This is a genomic window from Fusibacillus kribbianus, assembly GCF_030053595.1.
GTDB lineage: Bacteria > Bacillota > Clostridia > Lachnospirales > Lachnospiraceae > Lientehia > Lientehia kribbiana.
Genome location: NZ_JASGBQ010000008.1, coordinates 18,600 through 36,114, shown reverse-complemented (window position 1 = coordinate 36,114; position 17,515 = coordinate 18,600). Strand labels below are relative to the sequence as shown.

Sequence of the window (17,515 nt, the reverse complement as noted above, 5' to 3'; positions counted from 1 at the left end):
TTTGTACGCCGCCGCCCGCCATCGAGCAGAGTTTTTACACCTAATTGGGGATGAAACAGCTCATGGCGGGCGGCGGCGTTGCCCTTATCGGCATGACCCTTGTACCGCTGCTTTCCGGGCTGTTCGGTTAAGATAAGCGGGTAAAGGCTTATGCAGAGCATACTTGACGCGATTAACGAATGGATAAAGGAAATCCTTATCGGAGCCATAAACGGTAATCTGTCATCTATGTTCGGGGACGTAAACGAAAAAGTCGGCACTATCGCCGCAGAGGTAGGCAGGACCCCGCAAGCGTGGAACGCAAACGTATTTTCCATGATAAGGACGTTATCGGAAAACGTGATTGTCCCGATTGCGGGGCTTGTCATTACCTATGTCCTATGCTACGAGCTAATCAGCATGGTAACGGAAAAGAACAATATGCACGATATTGACACGTTCATGTTTTTCAAGTGGATATTCAAGGCGTTTGTCGCAGTCTATCTTGTTACGCACACCTTTGATATTACTATGGCGGTGTTCGATATGGCGCAACACGTTGTTTCCGGCGCGTCGGGGGTAATCGGCGGCAACACGAATATAGACGTTGCCGCCGCCCTTGGCTCCATGCAGGACGGGCTTGAAGCAATGGAAATCCCCGAACTGCTCTTACTTGTCATGGAAACAAGCCTTGTGAGCTTGTGCATGAAAATCATGTCCGTATTGATAACCGTTATCCTCTACGGCAGAATGATAGAAATTTACCTTTACTGTTCGGTATCGCCTATCCCGTTTGCAACAATGACAAATCGAGAGTGGGGACAGATAGGAAACAACTACCTAAAAGCCCTGTTCGCTATCGGTTTTCAAGGCTTTCTGATTATGGTATGCGTCGGCATTTATGCGGTTTTGGTAAACAGCATGATTATAGCGGATAACCTGCACAGCGCGATTTTCTCCCTTGCAGCTTACACCGTTATTCTCTGCTTCTCCCTGTTCAAATCCGGCGCACTGGCAAAATCCATATTCAACGCACATTAAAAGACCGCGGGGCTTTTCCCCGCAGAAAGGAGGTTTACGCTTGGCGTATGTACCCGTACCGAAAGACTTATCCAAAGTCAAAACAAAGGTTGCTTTCAACCTTACAAAACGGCAAATCATTTGTTTTGCGGTTGCCCTTATCTTAGGACTTCCGCTTTTCTTTTTGCTCAAAGACAGCGCAGGCACAAGCCTTGCGTCGGTGGTAATGATTGCGGTCATGCTGCCCTGTTTCCTGTTCGCCATGTATGAGAAACACGAGCAGCCCCTTGAAGTGGTGGCAAAGCACATCATACAGACAAAATTCATTGCCCCCAAAGAGCGACCCTATCAGACACAGAATTTATACGCCGTATTGGAACGGCAGAGAAAATTGGAAAAGGAGGTATCAGAGATTGCAAAAGGAACCTACAAAAAAGGCAGCGGGAAAAAGAAACGCCGGGGCTAACCCGCCCCGCAAGCTCTCCCGCGCCGAGAAAAAGCAGATTGCCGAGGTTATCCGGCAGGCAAAGGGCGACGGGAAAGCCCACACCGCGCAGCAGACAATCCCCTACCTTACCATGTACCCGGACGGGATATGCAAGGTATCGGAAAAGAAATACAGTAAATCCATTGCCTTTGAAGATATTAACTATCAGCTTGCACAGGCAGACGACAAGACCGCCATTTTTGAAAACTGGTGCGATTTTCTCAACTACTTTGACGCTTCCGTTTCGGTGCAGCTTTCTTTCATCAATCAAGGGACGCAGCGGGAGCAGGCAGAGAAAGCTATCAATATTCCCGCGCAGGACGACGCTTTCAACTCTATCCGCACCGAGTATTCGGATATGCTGAAAAATCAGCTTTCCAAAGGCAACAACGGGCTTGTGAAGCACAAGTACATCACATTCAGTATCGAAGCAGACAATCCGGCGGCGGCAAAAGCCCGCCTTTCCCGTATTGAAACCGACGTGCTGAACAATTTTAAGGTACTTGGCGCGTCTGCCCGACCTATGACGGGCTATGAACGGCTGAACGTGCTGCATGGCGTATTCCACCCGGAGGGCAAGCCGTTTTCCTTTGATTTTTCATGGCTTGCCCCGTCCGGGCTTAGTACAAAGGACTTTATCGCCCCGTCCTCTTTCCATTTTGGCGAGGGACGCTATTTCCGCATGGGTAGAAAAATAGGCGCGGTATCATTCCTTGAAATCCTTGCGCCGGAACTGAATGACCGTATGCTTGCCGACATTCTGGACTTGGAAACGGGCGTTATCGTCAATCTGCATATCCGCAGTATCGACCAGACCGAAGCAATCAAGACTATCAAGCGGAAAATCACAGACCTTGACAAGATGAAGATTGAGGAACAGAAAAAAGCAGTACGCAGCGGCTATGACATGGATATTATTCCCTCTGACCTTGCCACTTTCGGCAGCGAAGCGAAAAATCTCTTACAGGATTTGCAGAGCCGAAACGAGCGTATGTTTCTTCTTACGTTCCTTGTGGTAAACATGGCGGACACGAAGCGGAAACTGGAAAATGACATTTTCGCAGCGGCGGGCATTGCACAGAAATATAACTGCGCTTTGACGCGCCTTGACTATCAGCAGGAAGCGGGGCTTATGTCCTCTATCCCTCTTGGGGAAAACCTTATCCCTATTCAAAGAGGGCTGACGACAAGCAGCACCGCTATTTTTATCCCCTTTATCACGCAGGAGCTTTTCCAGACAGGCGCAGCCCTCTATTACGGGCTGAATGCTCTTTCAAACAACATGATACTCTGCGACCGCAAGCAGCTTAAAAATCCGAATGGGCTTATCTTGGGAACGCCGGGAAGCGGGAAATCCTTTGCAGCGAAACGGGAAATGACAAATGCTTTCCTCATTACGGACGACGATATTATCATCTGCGACCCGGAAGCCGAGTATTTCTCCCTTGTGCAGCGTCTGAACGGTCAAGTTATCCGTTTGTCGTCTACGGGCAAGGGCATTGACGGGAAGCCCCAGTATGTGAACCCTATGGATATTAACCTCAACTATTCCGAGGACGACAGCCCCCTTGCGCTGAAATCTGATTTTATCCTGTCCTTGTGTGAGCTTGTCATTGGCGGCAAGGAGGGCTTGCAGCCGATTGATAAGACGGTCATTGACCGCGCTGTAAGAAACGTGTACCGCCCGTTTTTAGCAAACCCCGACCCGGCAAATATGCCGATTTTGGGCGACCTCTACGACGAGCTTTTACGGCAGCCGGAGCCGGAAGCGGCGCGGATCGCGTCGGCGTTGGAGCTTTATGTATCGGGAAGCCTTAACGTCTTTAACCACAGGACGAATGTAGAGCTTTCAAACCGCCTTGTCTGCTTTGATATTAAACAGCTTGGAAAGCAGCTTAAAAAGTTGGGTATGCTCATTGTGCAGGACCAGGTATGGAACAGGGTAACGGTCAACCGGGCAGAAAAGAAATCCACACGCTACTATATGGACGAATTTCACTTGCTTCTGAAAGAGGAACAGACCGCCGCTTACAGCGTGGAGATTTGGAAGCGTTTCAGAAAGTGGGGCGGCATACCCACAGCCATTACGCAGAACGTTAAAGACTTACTTAGCAGCCGCGAAGTGGAAAATATCTTTGAAAACTCTGATTTTGTCCTCATGCTCAATCAAGCGGCAGGCGACCGGGCTATCCTTGCAAAGCAGCTTAACATTTCCCCGCAGCAGATGAAGTACGTTACCCACACCGAAGCGGGCGAGGGACTTATCTTCTACGGAAACGTGGTACTGCCCTTTGTAGACCGCTTCCCGAAAGATACCGAGCTTTACCGGGTAATGACGACGAAGCCGGAGGAAGTGGGCGAAGCATGACAGAGGAATTAAAGACGGACATTATCATCAACCGGGACGCGCTCTTTGCTCTTAGGGAACTGCCCGACGAAAGCGTGAATTGCTGCGTAACAAGCCCGCCCTACTATGCACTTAGGGACTACGGGCTTGACGCACAAATTGGGCGGGAGGACACGCCGGAGGAATACATAGAAAGGCTTGTTGCCGTATTCCATGAGCTAAAGCGCGTCTTGCGTTCCGACGGTACCTTTTGGCTGAATATCGCAGACACCTATTGCGGCACCGGGAACAAAGGTTACTATGCCGACCCAAAGAACCCGAAAGGCAGAAACGGACAGCAGACTGCGAAAAATGCCCGCGCTCCCGGCTGCAAGCAAAAGGATTTAATCGGTATTCCGTGGCTTTTAGCCTTTGCCCTACGCGCTGACGGGTGGTATTTACGGAGTGATATTATCTGGCAGAAAGAAAACCCTATGCCGGAAAGCTGCAAAGACCGACCGAGCCGCTGCTATGAACATATCTTTTTGCTTACAAAGTCAAAGAAATATTTTTATGACGCTGCCGCCATTGCGGAGCCTATCGCTGCCACAACAGCGGCGCGTTACCGCACCGGGCGGGGCGCGGGACACAAGTATGCTGATGAAGTACCCGGACAAGGGAAAGTACAGGGTATCAACCGCACAAGAAGCGGCGGCTACTATGACGAAGCACTTATACCGACCATGCGGAACAAGCGGGACGTGTGGCTTATCAACACGGTACCATACAGCGGCGGGCATTTCGCCGCCTATCCTCCGAAGTTAGCGGAAACCTGTATCAAGGCTGGCTGTCCGAAAGGCGGCGTTGTCATAGACCCCTTTTTAGGCAGCGGCACAACGGCGGCAGTCGCAAAAAGCCTTGACCGACACTATATCGGTATCGAACTGAATATTGAGTATTGCGCCCTTGCAAGGGCGCGGATTGGAGGTGTGCAGCCATAAAACAATATAAGCCGCGTGATAAAATCACGCAGAAAATGACCCGCGACGGACTTATCGAGGTCAACGAAACCAAAGAAACCGCCGAGCGTGTAAGCCGCCGGGAACAGGAAGCGGATTTTTCAAAACCGCAGGAGCAGCCCGCGCCGCAGGCTGCACAGGAAGCGGCGGCGCAGAACGTGGCAGAGCTACCCCCTGTTTCTCCTGACGCTTCCCCGCTTCCTCTTGCGCCAGAGCTTCCCCACAGGCAGGACACCGCTACCGCCGAGCGCGTCATGGAGCGCGTTGGCGCAGCCCAGACCCGGAAAGCGAGTAAAAAGGCAGCGCAGAAAGCACAGCGCGACGCTACGGTAAAAGAGAAATCTTCCCGCTTGCAGTTTACCGAGGAAGAATTAAATACGCCGGAGCTTGAAACGTATATCAAAAAATCCGATAAAGCCGCCGACCGTCTGGACGCGGCAAAGGCAGCTATCCCCAAAGAAAAGAAACTTGTAGGGGAACGCACCTTTGACGAAGCCACAGGAAAGGCAAAGACCCGCTTACGCTTTACCGAGCAGGAAAAGCCGATAAATGGCGGCAAAGCCCACCCTAACCCGCTATCCCGCCCCGCGCAGGAAGCGGGTATTTTCGTCCACAACAAGATACATTCCGTTGAAAAGGATAATTCCGGCGTGGAGGGAGCGCATAAATCCGAGGAATTAGCGGAGAAGGGCGCAAAGTACGGGACGCGGAAAATCCGGGAGGGCTACCGCAGCCACAAGCTGAAACCCTACCGGGCGGCGGCAAAGGCTGAAAAAGCAGCGGAGAAAGCAAACGTCAATTACCTGTACCACAAGACGCTGCATGAGAACCCGCAGCTTACAAGTAACCCCCTATCCCGTTTCATGCAGAAGCAGCAAATCAAGCGGCAGTATGCTAAGGCAGCAAAGACGGGCGGCGCAGCTACCGCAAAGAAAGCCGCCGAGAATACCCGCAAGGCAGCGAAGAAAACCGCCGAGGAAACAAAGAAAGCGGTTGCTTTTGTGGGGCGGCACCCGGCGGGCGTTGGTATCGCCGTTGCCGCGCTGCTCTTATTCATCATGGTATCAGCGGGACTTTCTTCCTGCGGGGCTATGTTTTCCGGCATGATGAACGGCGTTCTTGGGACGTCCTACACGTCGGAGGACAGCGACCTTGTGGCAACGGAAAACAACTACGCCGCAAAGGAAACCGAGCTTCAGCAGCGGATTGACAATATCGAGCGCGACAATCCCGGCTATGATGAATACCGCTACGACCTTGACAATATCGGGCATAACCCGCATGAACTGGCTTCTTACCTTACCGCCCTTTTGCAGAGCTACACGCCCCAGAGCGCACAGGCAGAGCTAAACCGCGTCTTTGATAAGCAGTACACCTTGACACTGACGGAAGAAATCGAAGTGCGCTACCGCACCGAAACCCGCACCGACACATGGACGGACGAGGACGGGAACAGCCACAGCGATACCTATACTGTTGAAGTACCCTATAACTATTACATTCTCAATGTCAAGCTGACAAACAGACCGATTAACAGCTTTGTATCGGAGCTTTTGACCGCAGAACAGCTTGAAATGTACCAGGTGTATCTGGAAACAAGCGGCAACAAGCCCTTGATTTTCGGCGGCGGTTCTCCCGACGTTTCCGCGTCCGAGGATTTAAGCGGCGTACAGTTTGTAAACGGGACGCGCCCCGGAAATACCGCGATTGTAGATATAGCGAAGCGGCAAGTCGGCAACGTGGGCGGGCAGCCCTATTGGAGCTGGTACGGCTTTAACAGCCGCGTGGAGTGGTGCGCCTGCTTTGTGTCGTGGTGCTACGGGCAAATGGGCTTATCCGAGCCGCGTTTTGCCGCCTGTCAATCACAGGGTATTCCGTGGTTTACTTCACGCGGGCAATGGGGAGCGCGGGGCTATGAGAATATCGCACCCGGCGACGCTATCTTTTTCGACTGGGACTTAGACGGAAGTGCAGACCATGTAGGGCTTGTTATCGGCACAGACGGAAGCCGCGTCTATACCGTCGAGGGCAATTCCGGCGACGCCTGCAAAATCAAAAGCTATCCCTTAGACTATGCCTGTATCAAAGGGTACGGGCTGATGAACTGGAACTAACCGCAAAAATGAAAGGAGTATTGACATTATGGCAATGAGTAAGATTGAACGTATCGACCGGGAAATCCAGAAAACCCGCGAGAAAATCACAGAGTATCAGAACAAGCTGAAAGGACTGGAAGCGCAGAAAACTGAAGCGGAAAACCTTGAAATCGTACAGCTTGTGCGCTCCATGCGCTTAACCCCCGCAGAGCTTAACGCTATGCTGTCCGGCGGCGGGATTCCCGGCATGGCTGCCGCCGTTCCCGAAGAAACCACAGACTATGACGAAGAACAGGAGGACACCGAGAATGAATAAGAAAATCCTTAGAACGCTGACCGCATTTTGCGCCGCCCTTATGCTCATGGGCGGCTTTTCCGTTACTGCTTTTGCACAAACGCCGGAGCAGCCCGCCGCTGACGCGACCAACGACAGCGGCGTTATCTATGAGGAACCCGAAGAAACCGCACCCCTTACGCCGGAGGGGAACGCGACCCTTGTTGACGATTTCGGCGGCAATAAGCAGCTTATCACAGTTACGACCAAAGCCGGGAACTATTTTTATATCCTCATTGACCGGGACGACGAGGGCGAAAACACCGTCCATTTCTTAAATCAAGTGGACGACGCAGACCTTTTCGCGCTCTTGGAGGACGGGGAAAACAGCGAAGCGCAGACCCCCGCTGTCTGCACCTGTACGGAAAAATGCGAAACCGGGAAAATCAATACGTCCTGCCCGGTATGCTCTACCAACATGACCGCTTGCAGCGGCAAAGAAGCCGAGCCGGAGCCGGAAGAACCTACCGAACAGTCGCAGGAAAAAAGCAATACCGGTGGGCTTGTGCTTTTCCTTGTCGTGGCACTTCTTGGCGGCGGGGGCGCGTTCTATTACTTTAAGTTTATGAAACCGAAGCAGAGCGTCAAAGGCGGCACCGACCTTGAGGACTTTGATTTTGAGGACTACGACGAGGACGAGCCGGAGCCGGACGACGCAGACGGGGACGCTTCCGAAGATGATACGGAGGACGAGGACGCATGACCCTGTTTACCGACAATCCCTTTGAAAAGATGATGATACAACGACCATGCGGGCGGCGCGACAATACGCCGCCTGTTTTCAAATCCCCGGCCTGCGCTTCCTGCCCCTATAAAGGGCAAGCCCCTTGTGTGGGCTACTGTCTGAAACAGGTACAGGAGAAACAGGGCGCGGAGCCGGAACGCGGAAAGGAGGAACTTTAATTGATTTTAGTTATCGCTGAAAAGCCGAGCGTGGCGCAGACTATCGCCGCCGCGCTTGGGGCAAAGAAGAAACAGGACGGATATATCGAGGGAAACGGCTACCTCATTTCATGGTGCGTCGGGCATTTGGTACAGCTTGCCGACGCTGCCGCCTATGGGGAGCAGTACAAAAAGTGGAGCTATGACAGCTTGCCGATTTTGCCGCAGAAATGGCAGTATACCGTTTCCGCAGATAAGGGAAAGCAATTCAAAATCCTAAAGGAGCTTATGCACCGCACCGACATTTCCGAAGTCGTCAACGCCTGCGACGCGGGACGTGAGGGAGAACTCATTTTCCGTTTTGTCTATGAAGTCGCCGGGTGCAAGAAGCCTATGCGCCGCTTGTGGATTTCCTCAATGGAAGAAAGCGCAATCAAGGCGGGCTTTGAGAACTTAAAGGACGGGCGGGACTATGACGCGCTCTTTGCGTCTGCCCTCTGCCGCGCAAAGGCTGACTGGATTATCGGCATTAACGCCACCCGCCTTTTCTCCTGCCTGTATAACCGCACCTTGAACGTGGGGCGCGTCCAGACACCGACCTTAAAAATGCTTGTAGACCGGGACGCTGCTATCAGCACTTTCAAGAAAGAAAAATATTACCATGTGCGGCTTGATTTATCCGGCGCAGAAGCCGCAAGCGGGAAGATCTGCGCCGCAGAGGAAGCAAAGGAACTGAAAGCGGCCTGCGAAGCGTCGCGGGCTGTCTGCACTTCCCTTGTGAGGGAAAAGAAAAGCGCAGCCCCGCCGAAGCCCTTTGACCTTACCTCTTTGCAGCGGGAAGCAAACCGTATTTTCGGCTATACCGCGAAGCAGACACTTGACCTGGCGCAAGCCCTGTATGAAAAGAAGCTGCTTACTTATCCGAGGACGGACAGCAGCTATCTGACCGACGACATGGAGGAAACAGCGGCAAAGGTTATCGCCCTGTTATGCGGGACGCTGCCCTTTATGGAGGGCATGAGCTTTTCGCCGGAGATTGCAAGGGTGCTGAACAGCAAAAAGGTATCAGACCACCATGCAATCATTCCTACTATGGAGCTTGCAAAGACCGACCTTGCCGCGCTGCCGGAAAGCGAAAAGAATATCCTTACCCTTGCGGGGGCGCGTCTTTTGTTCGCTACTGCCGCGCCGCACATCTTTGAAACGGTTACGGCGGTTTTCTCCTGCGCCGGAGCCGACTTTACCGCGAGGGGAAAGACGGTGCTTGCGGGCGGTTGGAAAGACCTTGAACGCCGCTACCGGGCAACGCTGAAAAACAAGCCCGAAGCAGACGACGAGGACAGCGCAGACGGAACGCTGCCGGAGCTTGCCGAGGGACAGAGCTTTGATAATCCCGCAGCAAAGGTAACGGAACACGACACAACGCCCCCGAAGCCCCACAATGAAGCGTCTTTGCTTTCGGCTATGGAACGCGCCGGGAATGAGGACACCGACCCGGACGCAGAGCGCAAAGGGCTTGGAACGCCCGCCACCCGCGCCGCTGTCATTGAAAAGTTAGTGAGCAGCGGTTTTGTAGAGCGCAAGGGAAAGCAGCTTATCCCCACAAAAGACGGGAATAACCTTGTGTGCATTTTGCCGGACAATCTTACTTCCCCGAAGCTGACCGCAGAATGGGAAAACAATCTGACGCAGATAGCAAAGGGAGCAGCCGACCCCAACGAATTTTTATCCGGCATTGAAGCTATGGCGCGGGAGCTTGTGAAATCCTATCCATTCCTTTCCGACAGCGACAAGGAGCGTTTCAAAACGGAAAAGCCGGAAATCGGCAAATGCCCCCGCTGCGGTTCCCCCGTCCATGAGGGCAAGAAAAACTACTACTGCTCTAACCGGAACTGCGCTTTTGTCATGTGGAAAAATGACCGTTTTTTTGAGGACAGGAAAGTAGCCTTTTCCCCGAAGATTGCCGCCGCACTTCTGAAATCCGGCAAAGTGAAAGTCAAAGGGCTGTACTCTCCCAAAACAGGTAAAACCTACGACGGAACGGTTATTTTAGCCGATACGGGCGGGAAGTATGTCAACTATAAGATTGAGCTACCGAAGAAGAAATAACTTGAATAGCAAGCATAAGATTGCGTTTTATTAGGAAAACACACTGTCAAAAGGATTTTATGCTTTGGCGGGGGTCAGCCCGCCTCGGCGGTGTCAGTGGTGTTGATTTCAATGTACTCGGCAATCCGGCGGAACTCGTCCGCAAACTTAAAGTGAACACTAATATTGCCGTTTTCGTAAACCTTGATATGGTCTACCAGCTCAATCAGAATTTCGCGGGTCAGCTTTTCGATGTTCTGATATTTTGCAAAAGCTACCAGCGCGGGATGCTGCTGGTCAACGCCGTTTGAGAGCTGTTTCCGTTCAGCCGTCAGCCGGGCCAGCAAATCCGAGAGCTCGGCGGCCTGCCTCTCATAATCGGCTTTCATTTCCCGGTATTCCTGCTGGGAGATTTCCCCGTCTTTCCAGTCTTGATACAGTGACTGCTTGTAGCGGGTTATCCGGGTCAATTCCTTTTCCTTTGCGGCTATCTGGTCGTTAAGGCGGTGGGATTGACTTTTTTTCAGCGGGGCCGTGTTGATATGGGCTATCATTTCCGAATAGGAAACGGCGGTTCCCACTTGATACTGGATAGCGAACAGGACGGCGGCCTCCAGACGGTTGTGCTTGATAGAGTGCATGGAGCAGGCTGTCCGGGAGCGTTTCTTGTAAGTGGAGCAGGAATAATATACATTCTTCCCGCTCTGGCTCCGGGTCACGGCCTTGCCGCAGTCAGCGCACCTCAGAAAGCCGCTGAACAAATGGAGCTCCCGCTTTTTAGGGGCCGTCCGGGTGTCACGTTTCAGAAGTTCCTGCACCCGTTCAAAGGTTTCGTGGGTGATGATGGCCTCGTGGGTATCGGGGACGCGCACCCATTCATCCTCCGGCACTGCCTCTATCTGGTGTACCTTGTAGCTTTTCACCCGGCGGCGGCCCTGTACTAAATCCCCGGTGTAAATGGGATTTCTGAGAATATCCGTTATAATCTTGTTCCCCCACATGGGAGCGTCCGATATAGCCGGGGAGTAGGGCAGGCCCTTTAGCTTTCGGTATGCCGTGGGGCTGGGTACGCCGTGGTCGTTCAGATACATCACGATTTGAAGTTTGGCCGTACCTTGCAGGCACATCTCATAAATCTTTTTGACGGTTTCAGCGGCCTCCGGGTCAACGATTAGCTGGTGCTTGTCCTTGGGGTCTTTTATGTAGCCGTAAGGGGCGAAAGAGCCGATGTACTGGCCGTTGCGCCGCTTATAATCGAAAACCTGCCGGATTTTCTTTGAGGTCTGATAACAATACTGGTCATTCATCACGTTTGTTATCGGAACGATGATGCTGTTCACGCTATCCGGGTTTAGGTAGCTGTCCACGCCCTCGGCCAAGCTGATAAAGCGGACGCCCATCTGTACAAACAGGTTGTCAATCAGACTGCCAGCGTCACTGTAATTCCGAGCGAAACGGGAAAGGTCTTTCACCACAACGCAGTTGATTTTCCCGCTCATCACATCCCCTAAAAGCCGCTGGAAACTTTCGCGTTCCGTATCGGTTCCCGTGTGACCGTCATCCACATACTCAACATAACTTTCAAACTCGTCAATGTGGTTATGGTGAAAATCGCCCAGAATGTCACGCTGGTTTTTCACGCTGTTGCTGTCGTCAAGCCCCCGGTTGATTTTCTGTAAGTCCTCGCGGGAAAGCCGGATGTAGCCGCCCATTTTCCAGAGCCGGGCTGTATAGGTAGGGGTCAAAGTCTGCTGATACCCTCTGTTTTTTGTTCGTGCCATTGTTCCTCCTTCCCTATCACATTACACTTATATTATAACTCTGTCCGGGGGTATCAACAAGGATGTCGATGCCTCGGGACATTTTGTCTCGAAGTGGGAACGGGCCGCAACAGCAGTCACAGCCCGCTCTTCTGCCGGATAAGAAAGGCGGTCAGCGTATCCTGGAGGGAGGGGCCGCCCTCGGCAAATTCGATTTTCACGCCAACGCCGCCCACGCTAAAGCAGTACGGATTGACGGCCCGTTTCACGAACCGGGCCAGCCGCTCCTCCCGGGGGAGGGTGCGGTCAAAGGCCATACCGCTCACGTCAGCCAGCGCATCCGCGCTCACCGCGCCGATGTCCACGCTTTTCATTTGTTTCAGCTCTTGTGCGGTCAGTCTCACGGCAAAACCTCCTTTTGCGTTTTGGGTTGTGGGGAAACGCGAAAGGACAGCACCGCGAAAGTGCTGCCCTTTGGCCTGTCCCCACCTTGGGACAAATTGTCTCGAACTTGCTTGAAAGAGGAAACGCCGGGCCCGTATGTTTGGCCCGTCAAAAGACAGCAGGTAGCGGCCCGGCGTTCCCTTGTTTTGTGCGGCGGCCCCAAGCGGCAAGCGGCCAGCTTGTCCCTCGCGGATTGTGGCCGTGGGGCTGGCAGGCTCCCCACTCGCGGCGGTGGTGTTGGTCGCTCGTCCTCCCGTGGGAGAAGTCACAGCGCACCCGCCGCCCGGCTCCCCGCATTCACTCGGGGCCGCCCGCTATTCAGTTGTGGAGAAGAAAAAACTTCCTCTCATATACCACCAGAAAAGTGGAGCAAATGGAGACGGCAATCAGAAATTTTTTTGCAGATATTTTTTCATCTGCGCGATGCCGCTCAGGACAGAGCGACGCACCGCGCTCTTATCCACGCCCTCGGCCTGGGCAATCTCCCGGTAGGTCATGCCGAGGATAAAGTGGGCGTCCACCCGGCGGCCCTGGGTTTCCGGCAGGCTGTTCAGTGCGTTCCACAGACGGATAAACCGCTCCTTGAGCTCCAGAACCTCGTCCGGGGTGAGCTCGTGCAGGCAGGCGGAATACTCAATGCCGTCATCCGCATCCAGAGAGTAGTACGCCTTGTTGTAGCGGGCCCGCTCGGTATAGGCCGCCTCATAGCGGACGCTGGCCCGGAGCGCCTCAGCCACATCGTCAGAAACTTCCATGTATTCGTCCTGGGTGTACCAGTAGTAAAAGTCGCGCAAGTTGATGATAGTCATTGTATGTACCTCCATATCGTTTTTTGTTGTTGGATTGCCGGGAAACGATATGGAGGGCGGCGGGGAGCGGCACCCGGGGGAGCCGCCCCGCACCTTGGGACTGTTTGTCCCGAAGTGGAGCCGACAAGAAACGACAACGCCCGCACAGCGTTGTACTGTGCGGGCGCATGAAATGACATAATTCCTTATGTACTGGCAAATTTCGCATCCCTGGCCGGAATTACCCGGTGGCGGAGCTATACTTTTTTTGACAGATTAGACAGAGTGGAAATCAAAAAGGACATAACGATACCTCCCAGATACCGCCATGTCCTTAAAAAAGGGTGTCTTTAATAGACTCTCCGTATCTTGATTTTAAACGAAAACGGCGGCTTGAAATTGTTATTTCAAAACCGCCGCAAGGCCACTATATTTTGTTTAGGCGCATAGGTAATCAGCCGCCATAACAACGGTTTTTTTATATGCCGTTATTGTGGAGGATTATTTTTTAATCATTTTAACCATGCGAATAATCTAACTTGTGTTTTCTGCTTATCGCATTTTCAATGGATTTTCTTAAAAAGTTTACCAACAAAATTGTTTTTTCTTCGGACATTATCCAAGTGTCTGGACTTTTCCCTATATAGATATTTAGTGCCAATTCCATTAAAGGCGCTAAATCTTGAGGAAGTTTTGGCAAAACCCATGTAGCCGCATAATCTTTAGAACAAATATTATTTGTTGATACAGTAAACCACATTCTTGCTAATGTCAAAAGAACATTTCTTTCATCACCATGTATAGTTGAAATTAGTTCTGGCAGAGAGACTTTTATTGCTTTCATAACTTTATTTTTAGGTATATGCGGAATTATTCCACTTATATCGTTCCCTCTAATCAAAACACTGTATTTACGTGCCTGCCATAATAAAATAGTCACATCCGGGTCGCGGTAAGCTGTGGGAATTTTTCCGCTTTCCAATTCTGGCCTCAGCCATTCCCCATACATATAGTCGCATTTAGGAGGGAATTGAAATGGAAAAATATCTTTTTGATTGATAACAGTTACCTCTAATGGTCTCTTATCAATGTTTCCAACATTTCCAGAAAGCTCCAATAACCGTTTCGTTAATTCGACTCTTATTTTATCGGATAAAGTTTTTTTGCATATTACAAGAATATCTATATCACTATTAGGGCGTAATTTGCTTTGTACAGCAGAACCATATAAATATATACCTGCTAAATCCTGACTACATAATTCACATATAATATCTGCAACTTGAATTGCCTGTATTGGAATATCCACAAGTTTTGTTGAGTTATTCATTCAAGCCCTCCTGCTTGTTATAATAAGCGTATGGCATCAAAAGCTAATAATAAAGCCGTATTTACGCTTTCTTTGCCCCAGTTTCTTTTTTGATACAGATTGCAATTTGCAAGTGAATCTGCCGAAAAAAGAAGTGTTGCCCAAACAACATTTCTAAATTCAGCGCAAGCCGCTAATGCAGCGCACTCCATTTCCACAACTTGACAGCCTTCTTGTTTTCGATAAATAACCATTTCTTTTGTTTCACGAAAAAAACCGTCTGTTGTCCAGGATTTCACTTGCATAAAGTCTATGCTATTATTTATCAATGCCGTTTTTAGTGCATCTATCCCTTTGGATGATATATGTATTTCTCGTGATGGTGGTAGGTAATGGTAGGATGTTCCCTCGTCCCTTAATGCTGATATAGGGATTAAAAATTTGTTTTCAGGGATATCAACTAATGTTCCACAAGACCCCGTTGAAATAATCTTTGTAGCTCCTCTATGAATAAGATATTCCATAAGCTGCACCGCAGCAGATGCTCCTGCCGGAGCTTGGCAAAGTGCTATTTTCTCTTTTTTAAATTCAACCTCATAAATAGGATATATTTTTGTTACACTCTCAAAATTATCTATCTCTTGTCCATTGTGATTTTTTACAAAGTATTCAATTTCTTCTTGTAAAAAAGCAAATATCAATTTTTGTGGAAATAAGCCGGTTTTGTTAGAACAAGGGTTTATTATACTTGTTGCTGTATAATCAAATTCCAGAATAGGATATTCATTTTTATTTATAGGCATATATAGACCTCCTTTAAATACAATTTATCACAATTCAATTTATTAAAAAACCTCACGAACAACTATAATTAAAAGGGAACCGACTATTGCAGTTCCCTTTTAATGTCATTCTTTTATATTCCGCAAAATCCTTTGAATACTTTTTTCAGTAAGAAAATATTTTTCAGCCAATGAAACAATGGACATTCCATTTATCCAATCTTGATAAATTGCTTGATTGCGTATTCTAAGAACCCCTTTTGTGTCCGTGTTATCTCCCCATTTTTTCTTTTTTTTAGAACACCTGGGAATATAAATGAGTTGACCATCTACATATTTTTGAATTTCTAACAATAACTCATCTGGCAAAACATCTGTCGCCTTAATATAGCCCACTGCTAACCTCCTAAAAATAGAATTTAGGAAATAGCAAAGGCTATTACTTTTTCAGTTTGTGCAATAGCCTTTGCTATGCACAGACCATTTCAAGTAGATTCATATGTGTTCTCCTCCTATACTGGATTTCATTATAGCAAGCATCTAAATATAAAACAAGTATTATATAGCCTAAAAGTGGCACAAAATAGTCGGTAAAATAAAAATCGTTCACATACTGTTAGGGGAGCGCACAAACGGCAAGCAATTCGGGTGTGGCCACACTCCGAAATTTTTGCTGGGCCGGGGGCCCGCAAAAATGCTTGTTGGGGAGCCTCCCCAAACCCGGCTCTTTGGGACAAAATGTCCCAAAGAGGTTGGCTGCGTCACCGCCGCTATCGCGTCTGTTCCTTATCGTCCCGCCCGTCCGTCAGTCCGAGCAGATGGTCGATGTTGGCCTTGACCGCCACGGCCTGCCGCATATCCCGCTGGGCCTGCCGGTACTCCGCATAGAGGGCCTTTTTCCTGTCTGCCAGCTCCCGCCGCTGTTTTTTCAGCGCATCCATTCTGGGGAGCTTTTCACAGCCTAACAATTCATTCATAGCGGCCCGGGCCGCCCGGTAGGTGGCAAGCTCCGCCTCGTGCTCGGCCAGATACTTTTTTGAGTACCGGGCCGCCTTGTAGCCGTCAAACACGGGCCGGGCCTTGGCATAGTCCACCACGGCCCCCATCAGCCCGGAGACTTTGGAGAGGGCGGCCTCGGTGGTCTGGAGCTCCCCGGCCAGCGCGTGGGCCCGGTCAACCGCCGCCGTGGTCTTTGCCGCCAGCGCGTCATAGTTGGTCAGATTGTTCTCCTGCAGGAACTGGAGGGCGGCGGCCATCTGCTTTAGGTTGTAGACTTTCGCCCACCGTTCATAAGCGGGGCCCTTGCCCTGGGCCATGCGCTGTTGAATGTCAATGATAAGGCCCACCTGCCGGGGCGGGGGCGGCGCGTCCTTGGGGAGCTCCGGGAGGGGCCGCTCCCCGGCAATCACCGCCTGGATGTCCTCGGGGTCAAAGCCCGCGCCGAGGGTGGATGCCCGGAGCCGGGTGTACTTGTCCTGCCCCGGAGCGAGGAACGACACCACGCCGCCCCGCCCGCGCTTGACGGCAAAGCCGGACTCCTCCATCAGCCGGAGGAACGCGGCAAAGTCGGCGGGCTTTTTTTCAAGGGCCGCGATAATCGCCAGCCGCACCCGCTGCTGGGCGGAGAGCGGCTTTTCCCCTACCCACTGGCCATAATGCAGAAAACGGCCCTTGCTGTGCTGTTTGGGATTTTGTATCACGGACAAATCATGCTCCAGACATACCCGGTCGGACAGCCGCCGGAGGGCAAAGCTGGAGCCGATGAAGTTATGGAATTTCCGGGAGCAGTCAAAGGCCGTGGAGTTGAAATAGATGTGGTTGTGGATGTGGCCCTTGTCGGTATGGGTGCAGACGAAAAACTGGTACTTGCCTTTCGTCCAGCGCATCGCCGTTTCATAGCCGATTTTGTTTGCCTCGTCCGCCGTCACCTCGCCGGGCGGGAACGCCTGCCGTATCTGGAAGAACAGGGCCCCGCGCTCCACAGGCCGGGCCGTGGCCGCCTGGTATTCGCTTTTCACCAGCAGAAACTCGGCGGCGGCTGTGGCCGGGTCGCAGAGGTGGGAGGACACGGCCCCCAGCTTTTTGGGATTGAGCCCATAGGCAAACCGCTCCTCCATCGTCTGGACGGCGCTCAGTCCTGCCGCCTGCTTGTAGGGCCGGATGTAGGTCGTGGCCGTGGTAGCACCTCCTCTCGTTGGGAC

General features: G+C 51.4%; 16 protein-coding genes and 1 pseudogene. 10 read left to right on the top strand and 7 right to left on the bottom strand.

All coding sequences use genetic code 11. The features are described from left to right. Window positions 1-47 precede the first annotated feature (47 nt). The 10 genes and pseudogenes from QJ036_RS06480 to QJ036_RS06435 form a co-directional block, all read left to right on the top strand. Window positions 48-131: pseudogene (locus QJ036_RS06480) on the top strand (Maff2 family mobile element protein); the annotation flags it as partial. A 19-nt stretch (window positions 132-150) separates the two neighbouring features. Then, the gene (locus QJ036_RS06475) at window positions 151-1,020 is read left to right on the top strand and encodes a VirB6/TrbL-like conjugal transfer protein, CD1112 family (protein WP_070470234.1); all 870 of its coding nucleotides are present in this window, start codon (window positions 151-153) and stop codon (window positions 1,018-1,020) included. A gap of 40 nt (window positions 1,021-1,060) precedes the next feature. Further along, complete coding sequence (locus QJ036_RS06470) at window positions 1,061-1,465, top strand: PrgI family protein (RefSeq protein WP_070470232.1); 405 nt, start codon at window positions 1,061-1,063, stop codon at window positions 1,463-1,465. Then, entirely contained in the window at window positions 1,413-3,854 is a 2,442-nt protein-coding gene (locus QJ036_RS06465) for a VirB4-like conjugal transfer ATPase, CD1110 family (RefSeq protein WP_283230618.1), read from the top strand. Before QJ036_RS06470 ends, QJ036_RS06465 begins: the two co-directional genes overlap by 53 nt. Further along, window positions 3,851-4,813, top strand: coding sequence for a DNA-methyltransferase (locus QJ036_RS06460; protein WP_070470229.1), 963 nt, complete (start codon window positions 3,851-3,853; stop codon window positions 4,811-4,813). The genes QJ036_RS06465 and QJ036_RS06460 overlap by 4 nt, the downstream gene beginning before the upstream one ends. 35 nt (window positions 4,814-4,848) lie before the next feature. Continuing rightward, a complete protein-coding gene (locus QJ036_RS06455) occupies window positions 4,849-6,945 on the top strand; it encodes a CD1108 family mobile element protein (RefSeq protein ID WP_256138893.1) in 2,097 nt (698 codons plus the stop codon). Window positions 6,946-6,973: 28 nt separating this feature from the next. Beyond that, a complete protein-coding gene (locus QJ036_RS06450) occupies window positions 6,974-7,243 on the top strand; it encodes a DUF4315 family protein (protein ID WP_070470223.1) in 270 nt (89 codons plus the stop codon). Then, window positions 7,236-7,964, top strand: a complete 729-nt coding sequence (locus tag QJ036_RS06445; protein WP_070470222.1) for a DUF4366 domain-containing protein — start codon at window positions 7,236-7,238, stop codon at window positions 7,962-7,964. The genes QJ036_RS06450 and QJ036_RS06445 overlap by 8 nt, the downstream gene beginning before the upstream one ends. Further along, on the top strand, window positions 7,961-8,164 hold the full coding sequence (locus tag QJ036_RS06440; protein WP_070470217.1) for a hypothetical protein: 204 nt from the start codon (window positions 7,961-7,963) through the stop codon (window positions 8,162-8,164). The genes QJ036_RS06445 and QJ036_RS06440 overlap by 4 nt, the downstream gene beginning before the upstream one ends. Further along, window positions 8,165-10,252 (top strand): DNA topoisomerase 3, encoded by a 2,088-nt coding sequence (locus QJ036_RS06435; protein ID WP_070470214.1) that lies wholly within the window; start codon window positions 8,165-8,167, stop codon window positions 10,250-10,252. It begins immediately after the preceding gene. Window positions 10,253-10,326: 74 nt separating this feature from the next. Here QJ036_RS06435 and QJ036_RS06430 read toward each other — a convergent pair whose 3' ends face one another. The 7 genes from QJ036_RS06430 to QJ036_RS06400 form a co-directional block, all read right to left on the bottom strand. Further along, complete coding sequence (locus QJ036_RS06430) at window positions 10,327-12,012, bottom strand: recombinase family protein (protein ID WP_283230617.1); 1,686 nt, start codon at window positions 12,010-12,012, stop codon at window positions 10,327-10,329. Between the two features lie 116 nt (window positions 12,013-12,128). Continuing rightward, the gene (locus QJ036_RS06425) at window positions 12,129-12,395 is read right to left on the bottom strand and encodes a DUF6870 family protein (RefSeq protein WP_283230616.1); all 267 of its coding nucleotides are present in this window, start codon (window positions 12,393-12,395) and stop codon (window positions 12,129-12,131) included. Between the two features lie 426 nt (window positions 12,396-12,821). Further along, window positions 12,822-13,244, bottom strand: coding sequence for a sigma-70 family RNA polymerase sigma factor (locus QJ036_RS06420; protein ID WP_283230632.1), 423 nt, complete (start codon window positions 13,242-13,244; stop codon window positions 12,822-12,824). Between the two features lie 496 nt (window positions 13,245-13,740). After that, complete coding sequence (locus QJ036_RS06415) at window positions 13,741-14,553, bottom strand: aminoglycoside adenylyltransferase family protein (protein WP_283230615.1); 813 nt, start codon at window positions 14,551-14,553, stop codon at window positions 13,741-13,743. 17 nt (window positions 14,554-14,570) lie between these two features. Next, complete coding sequence (locus tag QJ036_RS06410) at window positions 14,571-15,335, bottom strand: nucleoside phosphorylase (protein ID WP_283230614.1); 765 nt, start codon at window positions 15,333-15,335, stop codon at window positions 14,571-14,573. A 105-nt stretch (window positions 15,336-15,440) separates the two neighbouring features. After that, window positions 15,441-15,710 carry a CD3324 family protein gene (locus QJ036_RS06405; protein WP_283230613.1) on the bottom strand — a complete coding sequence of 90 codons (270 nt, stop codon included), beginning with the start codon at window positions 15,708-15,710 and terminating at the stop codon, window positions 15,441-15,443. Between the two features lie 374 nt (window positions 15,711-16,084). Then, a complete protein-coding gene (locus QJ036_RS06400) occupies window positions 16,085-17,431 on the bottom strand; it encodes a relaxase/mobilization nuclease domain-containing protein (protein ID WP_283230612.1) in 1,347 nt (448 codons plus the stop codon). Window positions 17,432-17,515: the final 84 nt, after the last annotated feature.